Here is a 571-nt window from a genome sequence, read left to right as displayed (position 1 = left end):
GAGGAAGGGTTCTGGAAGGCCGAGGCCGCCGCGCGCCAGCGCATTGCCCGCGTCAAAGACCTGCGCCGCGTCCGGCCCGCTGAGGATGATGCCCGCCATCCTGCCGAAGGGCGGCACCCCGGCCTGCTGGCGCGCGGCGGCCTCGGCCTTCCAGAACCCTTCCTCGTCCCCGTCCAGCACCGCGCGGATCACCGGGTGATCGGGCTGATAGGTCTGCAGCAGCGCGGTGCCCGGCGCCTCGGCGCGCCCCGCGCGCCCGGCGACCTGCCGCATCAACTGGAACGTCCGCTCGGCGGCGCGCAGGTCCGACCCCATCAGGCCAAGGTCCGCGTCGATCACACCCACCAGTGTCAGGTTCGGAAAGTTATGCCCCTTGGCCACCAGCTGCGTCCCGATCACGATTTCCGCCGCACCGGCGGCGATCTGCGCGATCTCGGCCTTGAGCGCACGGGCGCTGCCGTACATGTCCGAGCTTAGCGTTGCCACCCGCGCCCCGGGCCAGAGCGCGGTGGCCTCCTCCCCCAGCCGTTCGACCCCCGGCCCCACGGGGGCAAGCTTTCCCGCCACCTCG

At 72.7% G+C, this 571-nt stretch carries 1 protein-coding gene; it reads right to left on the bottom strand.

The features are described 5' to 3' along the window. Positions 1-571: helicase-related protein (locus A3728_RS12780; protein ID WP_269084902.1), on the bottom strand; the 571-nt coding region annotated here is incomplete at both ends.

The sequence above is a fragment of the Sulfitobacter sp. HI0040 genome (assembly GCF_001634885.1).
Classification (GTDB): Bacteria; Pseudomonadota; Alphaproteobacteria; order Rhodobacterales; family Rhodobacteraceae; genus Sulfitobacter.
Note: the sequence above shows the minus strand (reverse complement) of the source record. Positions and strands in the feature narration are given on the sequence as shown.